The sequence below is a fragment of the Kitasatospora griseola genome, assembly GCF_014648555.1.
Taxonomy (GTDB): domain Bacteria; phylum Actinomycetota; class Actinomycetes; order Streptomycetales; family Streptomycetaceae; genus Kitasatospora; species Kitasatospora griseola.
The window spans coordinates 380915-388215 of record NZ_BMRI01000001.1 but is presented as its reverse complement, the minus strand read 5'-3'; the positions used below and the strand labels follow the sequence as shown (position 1 = coordinate 388215).

5 protein-coding genes and 1 pseudogene are annotated in these 7301 nt (G+C 72.2%); 4 read left to right on the top strand and 2 right to left on the bottom strand.

Translation table 11 applies throughout. From position 1 onward, the window contains the following. Positions 1-105: pseudogene (locus IEZ12_RS40880) on the top strand (transcriptional regulator); the annotation flags it as partial. Positions 106-332: 227 nt separating this feature from the next. Here IEZ12_RS40880 and IEZ12_RS01730 read toward each other — a convergent pair. Then, positions 333-1088 (bottom strand): GNAT family N-acetyltransferase, encoded by a 756-nt coding sequence (locus IEZ12_RS01730; protein WP_100585751.1) that lies wholly within the window; start codon positions 1086-1088, stop codon positions 333-335. A gap of 651 nt (positions 1089-1739) precedes the next feature. Between IEZ12_RS01730 and IEZ12_RS01725 the strand changes: the two genes are divergently transcribed. The 3 genes from IEZ12_RS01725 (at position 1740) to IEZ12_RS01715 (ending at position 5775) form a co-directional block, all read left to right on the top strand. Next, a complete protein-coding gene (locus IEZ12_RS01725) occupies positions 1740-2681 on the top strand; it encodes a PAC2 family protein (protein ID WP_189270409.1) in 942 nt (313 codons plus the stop codon). Then, positions 2682-3623 (top strand): SGNH/GDSL hydrolase family protein, encoded by a 942-nt coding sequence (locus tag IEZ12_RS01720; protein WP_229847141.1) that lies wholly within the window; start codon positions 2682-2684, stop codon positions 3621-3623. It begins immediately after the preceding gene. A 220-nt stretch (positions 3624-3843) separates the two neighbouring features. Further along, entirely contained in the window at positions 3844-5775 is a 1932-nt protein-coding gene (locus tag IEZ12_RS01715; RefSeq protein WP_189270408.1) for an SEL1-like repeat protein, read from the top strand. A gap of 190 nt (positions 5776-5965) precedes the next feature. Here IEZ12_RS01715 and IEZ12_RS01710 read toward each other — a convergent pair whose 3' ends face one another. Continuing rightward, a complete protein-coding gene (locus tag IEZ12_RS01710) occupies positions 5966-7234 on the bottom strand; it encodes an MFS transporter (protein ID WP_189270524.1) in 1269 nt (422 codons plus the stop codon). Positions 7235-7301 lie beyond the last annotated feature (67 nt).

The window sequence follows — 7301 nt, the reverse complement described above, 5'->3', positions numbered from 1 at the left end:
CGCGCTGCGCTGGCCGCCCATATTGCCGCTCTCCAACAGTTGGCCGCTGCCGCGGAGGCGGCCGGCTCGGAGACCGGCATGGAGGGCGACCGGCAAGAGGGCTGAGGTGGAGGCCGGGCGAGGGTCGGACCTGGCGGAGTGTCAGAAGGATCACACCCGGGATCGGAGGTGGAGCCAAACCGTGTGCGGCCCACGCTCCTTGACAACTCGACAGAGCGTTGAAGCTCCATCGCGGCAAAGAGCCGTCCGGGGCGGGTGGGCGGGGGCCGACCCCGTCGCACACCCGCCCCGGACGGGCCGGCCCCCGCCGGAGCGGGAGCCGGAAGGCCGTCTCAGGCGGCCGGGAGCAGCGAGCTGCCGATCACAGGCTCGCCGACCAGGGAGCCGCCGTGTCTAAGGCACTCCTGGTTGAGCGGTGCCGGATCCGGCGCGCTGGGCGAGGTCGCGGCGGCGATCCGCAGCTCGATGATGTCGCGGACGGCCGGCCACTCCTCGTCCAGGATCGAATAGAACGCAGTGGACCTGACCACTCCGTCCAGGCCGCGCGAGTGCGCCCGGCGAATCCCCTCGGAGGTGGCGCCCAGCCGCTCGATGGCGATCCGGGAGCGGGCGTTGCGGGCATCCGCCCGCAGCGAGATCCGCTGCACGCCCCAAGCCTCGAAGGCGTGCCGCAGCATCAGCAGCTTCGCCTCCGTGTTGATGCCTGTGCCCTGCGCCCGCGGAGAGAGCCAGGTGTTCCCGATCTCGGCGGCGTCCGGCACCGCTTCCAGCGGATCGCCGTACGGGATCCCCGGCACGGGAGGCCAGACCAGCGGCCCCTGCCAGTAGTCGAGTTCCAGGAACCGGGTCGAGCCAACGACCCGATTGTCGGCCGTACTCACGGTGGCGTACGGCATCGACCGGCCCGCCGCCTGGTCGGCGAGGGCGCGGGCGATGTACTCCCGCGCGGCTTCCAGGCCGTGCGGGACAGGGGTGAAGGCGTAGGTCGTACGGTCCTCAGCGCCGGCCTCGGCCAGGGCCGCGGCGTGGTGCTCGGCGAGGGGCTCCAGCCGCACGGTGCGGCCGTAGAGGGTGACGGGTACGGGCACGGATCCTTCGGTCCTTCGGCTGTCGTCGGGGCCCGCGTGCCGGGTTCGCGGCGCGTGGGCAGTGGTCGTTCGCCCCGGCTCCGGACGACGGCCGCCCGGGCGCGCTACGCCAGAGGCTCGGGCGTGCGGTGGGTCGGCAGCCCGGAGGCGGGCAGCGCGGTGCCGGTACGGACACGGGTCGACGGACCGATCCGGCGGGATGAGCGACGGGACAGTGTGCGTCCGCGAGATGGCCGAGAGAGAAACGAGATCACGAAGCGAAGCAGGCGGCCAGATGAAGGCAAGGTGCGCAATGGATGGCTGGCAGCACAACGGACCGGGGCGTGGCCCACGACGTGACAGACGGCGTGGCGCGACGACGCGACGATGCGAGGCAGCGAGAGGACGATACCCGCCAGAAGGCGGTGCGTCACTTCGCGGCGCGCCAACGGGGACGCGCGGGTCCTTTCGGCACGCCGAGACGCCCCGTCATATTACCGCTCGGCCCCTCCGCCACGTCCACGACCAGCGGCTTTTCCGGAGGGTGAGAGGATTCCCGAGACGGAGTGAAGACGCGTGCGCGGACGGGAATTCCGGCGAGCCGTCGCACGCTGGACAGAGCAGATCCGGAAACATTCGGAGACAACGAGACAGAACGGGGTTGGGTGCGCTGTGCGTGATCCCAAGGAGCTGTACAAGCTGGAACCGCAGGGCGTGACCGCCCTGGCGGCGGCCCGCGCCGCCGCGGAGGCCGGTGCCGGCCTGGTGCTGCTGTACCACTTCGAGGGCTTCATGGACGCCGGCGAGGCGGGCGGCCAGGTCGTGGCGCACCTGCTGGAGCACGGTTCGCCGCAGGTGGTCGCCAGGTTCGACCACGACCGGCTGGTCGACTACCGGGCCCGTCGCCCCGCAATGACCTTCGACCGGGAGAGCTGGACGGACTACGACCCGCCGGAGATCCTCCTCCAGCTGGTGCACGACTCCGTCGGTGCGCCGTTTCTGGTGCTCACCGGTCCCGAGCCGGACACCGAGTGGGAGCTGTTCGCCGCCGCCGTACGGGATTTGGTGGAGCGGTTCGAGATCCGCCTGGCCGTCTCCTTCCACGGCATCCCGATGGGCGTGCCGCACACCCGGCCGGTCAGCCTCACCCCGCACGGGAACCGGATCGATCTGGCGGCCGGCCACCCCAAGTGGTTCGACCAGGCGCAGGTCCCCGGCAGCGCACAGGCACTGGTCGAGTATCGGCTCGCCGAGTCCGGCCACGACGTGCTGGGCTTCGCCGCGCACGTACCCCACTACATCGCGCGCTCCGCGTACCCGGCGGCCGCGGTGGTGATCCTGGAGGCCGTGCAGTCCGCGACCGGTCTGGTCATGCCCGGCAGCGAGCTGCGCGCGCGGGTCAATGAGGTCTACGCCGAGATCGAGGACCAGCTCTCCCAGGGAGACGGCGAACTGCGCTCCGCGATCCAGGGCATGGAGAGCCAGTACGACGCGGTCTCCGGCGCGGTCGACCGCGAGAGCCTGCTGGCCGAGACCACCGACCTGCCCTCGGCCGATGAGCTCGGCCGCCGATTCGAGGAGTTCCTCGCCGAGCACGAGCGCGGCGCGGACTAGGTGCACCGCCGCCTGCTGGCCGCCACCGCCGCGGTGCTGATCGGCACCGCCGCGTGCAGTGCCGCCGAGACCTCCTCGAAGCCGGGCCCCGGTACGGCGGCATCGCCGAGTCCTTCCGCGACGCCGATCACCGGGCCGTACGTGGCCGTCGGGGACTCCTACACCTCCGGCCTGAAGATCCCGCCGCAGAACGGCTCGCCCCTGGGCTGCGGTCGTTCCGGGGTCAACTACCCGTCCCTGGTGGCCCGACAGCTCGGCCTGCAGGGCTTCACCGACGTCAGCTGCAGCGGCGCACGGACCGGAGACCTGACGTCCGCCCAGCGGACCGACAACGGGGTCAATCCTCCCCAGCTGGACGCGCTCGGCCCAGCGACCCGCCTGGTCACGGTCGGTATCGGCGGCAACGACGCCGGCTTCCTCGACGTCCTGGGCCGCTGCGCGCTGGAGAACGTCCGGTACAACCTGATCGGTGGGAACAGCGATGCGCCCTGCCGCAGCTACTACACCACCGGCGCCGGGCGGGGCGAGGTCCAGCGGAGGGTGCAGGACACCAGCGAGCGGCTCACGACCGCGCTTGGTGAGGTCAAGCGGCGCTCACCGCAGGCCAGGATCCTCCTGATCGGGTACCCGGCGCTACTGCCGCAGGATCCGGCCCGATGCGCGAAGACACTCGGGGACGGGATCGCGGCCGCCGACATCGGATTCGTCGCGGAGCAGGAGCAGCAGCTGAATGCCATGCTCCGCCAACGGGCCGAGGCGGCGGGAGCGACCTTCGTCGACACCTATGCGTCGTCCGCCGGCCACGACATGTGCGAGGCGGAGGGCACCCGCTGGATCGAACCCCTTGGCGCAACGGGCGGCCTGGCTCCGATGCATCCGAACGCGCAGGGTCAACAGGGCATGGCCGAAGCCGTCCTGACATCCCTGCGGCAGCGGCACTGACCCGGTCGCCCGGCCCGTGGTCGGCAAGGGCACGGGAGACCCGCGCCCGATCATGATGGCCCGAGACTCCTATAGCAGGTCAGGGGCCCTGATGGGGGCAGGATCGCCGATCCCGTAGCTGATTCCCGGAGAACTAGGTACGACGGGGTGGCGGAGTGCGTACCCTGCACGCAGAGGGGCAGATCCGAAGATCCGTCCCAAGTCCGGCCGGGGAGCTGGCATGGCAGTTGACGTGCGGGTGAGGGGCCGTGTCGCCCACTCCCGGGTGCTGTGCGAACTGCTCCTGCTCTGGGAGGCTGCCCGCCAGGCCGACGGACGAACGATCACTCGGAAACGGTTGGCCGGGCTGGGTGGGATCGGCCCATCCACTCTCAACGGCTGGCTGTCCGGCCGTTCCGTGCCCCGCGACGTCGACCGACTCACCATCGTGGCGGGGGAACTGTCCCGCGCGGCCGGTCGCCCGGTGCGAAACGCCCGCTACTGGGCCGCCCTGATGGAAGCCGACCGGGCGCACCGCAGCCCGACTGCGGTGACGTCGAGCCCGGCCGAGCGGCAGGTGGCAACGGGCTTCCCGCATGCTGCCTCGCCCCCGACCGGCAACGGCGCGCGGCCCTCCGTCGAGGACGGAGACGTCGAAGCGCTCTGCCGGTGCGCCGAACTCCTCGGCTGCACGGGCGAGATCGCCGAGGCACTGGAGCGTTCCGAAGCGGAGACCGAAGCCAGTCACCTGGCCGCCCATGACCGTGCCGGGCAGCCGGTCGTCGGGCTCGACCACGCGGACGAGGCCATGAGCTGGTTCGAGTGGGCGCCGGTCGACGGACATCCCGAGGTGCCCGCTGCCCGCGCTGGGATCTGCGCGGTGGTCGGGAGAACGGACCAGGCGATCGCCTGGTGGGAACGTGCGTGGGAACAGGGGGTCACCACGATGCACGAGGCAGCAGACGTATGGGCAGCAGAAGTGTGGGCGGCGACGGGCCGGATCGGCGAGACGGTCTGGCACGAGGCCGCGGCACTGTCCGCCGGACACGGTCAGTTCGGTGACCTGCCCCGGTTCGGGCACATCGGCGACCACGTGACCCTGCGGGAGCGTGGCGAACAGTGCGAGCGGGACGGCGACCTGGTCGAGGCGCTGAGCTGGTACCGCAAGGCGGCCGAGGCGGGCAGCGAGGCGGCCCTGTTCCAGGCGGCCGACATGCTGGAACGGAACGGCGACCGCGATCGGGCGGTGCACTGGTACGAGCTCGCCGCCCATCGTGGCGACACCTACGCGATGCGTGAACTCGGCCGGTTGCTGGGCGAGCTCGGCCGGTCGCGGGAGTCCATCAGCTGGTACCGCGCCGCCGTCAGGGCGGGCGACCGGCATGCGCTGCCCGAGGTGGTCCACGTGGTCGAGCAGCTCGACCGGCGGTCGGCGACGGCGTCCGACCGTCCTCGCTCCCGCCCCCTGCCGCTCCTCGGAGCGGCCGAAGAGGCCGAGGGTGGTGCGGTGGTACCGCAGCCTGCGACGGATCGGGGTTCCGCAGGCACCGCGCTGCTGCCGGATGCGGTGGAACTGCTGAAAGACGCCGGTCGGTACTTCGAAGCGGACCTGCTGCTGCGTTCGGCGGACCGTCCTGAGTCGGACCGGCTGCGCGAGGCGTCCCGGATGCTGTCCGGGTCGGTGAGTACGGGCGAGGCCATCGAGTGGGTGCAGCGGTTCGCCGACACCGGAGACCTGCAGGCCGTGTCCGAAGCGGCCGAGATGCTGGAGAACCGGGGCCGGATCGACGAAGCGCTCGACTGGTACGCGCGGGCCGCCGGCGCCGGCGACCGGGACGCCCTGCTCGCGGCCGCCCGGATGCTGGCCGATCGTCACCAGATCGAGCGCGCCCTGGACTGGTACGGGCGGGCCGCGGAGGCGGGCGTGCCGTCGGCGCACCGCGAGGCGGTGATGCTCCGTCAGCAAGTCGATGCGGCCGAGGCGGCGGCCACCCAGCGGAATCTGCAGGCCCTGTCCGCCGCGCCAGTGGTGCCCACCCAGCGGGGGCAGGCCGCGGCGGAGGCCGACAGCCCCCACCCCGGCGCCGAGCCCGCCGTACCCTCCGTGCCCGCGCCGGCCCGTCGGGTCCGAGCCCCACGCAAATCGGCGGCCTCCACCCCGCGTCAGCGCTGACAGTCCGGGCGGTACCGGCAATCGGAGTGCTGTGTCGCCGAGGTCCCGGGCCGTCCGGCCACAGGTTCTGATCGCGGTCCGCGCGGCTCGGCGGTGCCGTCCGGGCAGGGTTCGGCGTCCAGCCCCTCATTGACCTCCGCTGCTGGCAGGGGATCACAGTTCGTCAGTGGCACCCGAAGTGAGAGGAGGGTCAGCTCATGGAGGCCGGAGTGACGGGCAGGTCGGCGCCGTTCAGCGTCCGGCGTTCGGTGGGCAGTTCGCGGACGCGGCGCATCGGGGAGCACCAGAGGATCAGTGCGGCCAGTGGCACACCGATGGTCATCAGCCACATCGCGGGGCGCACGCCCAACTGGGTGCCGAGGAAGCCGGCCAGCAGGGCGCCGAGTGGGATGGAGCCGAAGTTGAGCACGGCGCTGCTGGCGGAGAGTCGGCCGAGCAGTTCCGGCGGGCAGTAGCGCTGCTGGAAGGTCGACTTGATGACGTTGCCGGCGACCACACCGGCGGAGGCGCCGAAGCCGCCGATCAGGTACCAGGCCAGTCCGAGACCGCGGCCGGTGAGCGGGATGAGGACGGTCAGGGCGGGCAGGACGAGTTCGAGCATCAGCATGGCGCGGGAGGTGCCGAGCCGGGCGGCGACCCGGCGGGCGAAGGCCGCGCCGACGATGCCACCGGTGGAGGCCAGGCCGACCAGCAGGCCGACGGTGCCCTCGCCGATGCCGACCTCGCGGATCAGGAAGACCACCAGCAGGGACTGGTAGCCCGTCAGTACGAGGTTGGAGGCGGCGCCGAACAGGGTGAAGGTGCGGAACCAGACGTCGGAGCCGAGCAGCCGCAGGCCTTCGCCGATCTCCTGGCGCAGCGCCCGTCGCGGGCGGTTCGTGCGGTCGGTCTCGCGGTGGCCGATCCGGGCGGTGCACCAGAGCGAGAGCAGGAACGTCGCGGTGTTGGCGAGCAGTCCGTTGACAGGGCCGGCGAGCTGGGCGATCAGGCCGCCGCTGCCGAGTCCGACGATGCCGGCCGCGGAGGCGCTGCCGTGCAGTTTGGCGTTGCCCTCGGGCTGGTCCGCAGGGTCGAGCAGCTGCGGCAGGTACGCGGTGTACGCGGTCTGGAAGAACACCCCGGCGGCCCCGGCGAGCAGGGCCACGGCCAGCAGGTGCCCGAGGGTGAGCGTTCCGGCGAGGGCGGCCAGCGGCACGGTGGCGTACAGCACCAGTGAGACGGCGGTCGCAGTGAGCATGATCGGGCGGGAGCGCAGCCGGTCCACCCACACCCCGGCGGGCAGGCCGATCAGCAGCCAGGGCACCCAGCCCGCGGCGCCGAGCAGGCCGACCTGGAAGGTGCTCGCGTTCAGCGTGCTGACCGCGATCAGCGGCAGGGCCAGACCAGTGACGGCGGAGCCGTACTTGTTGGCGGTCTCACCGATCCACAGCAGCCGGAAGTCGCGGTGGCGCCGCAGCAGTCCGGCGGGCCGACGGACGGTCGGGCCGGTGACGGCGGGCCCCGGGCGACGCGGCCCGGCCGTGACG

Coding starts and splice junctions, on each gene's coding strand:
- IEZ12_RS01715 (WP_189270408.1), top strand. CDS start 3,844: ATGGCAGTTGACGTGCGGGTGAGGGGCCGTGTCGCCCACTCCCGGGTG.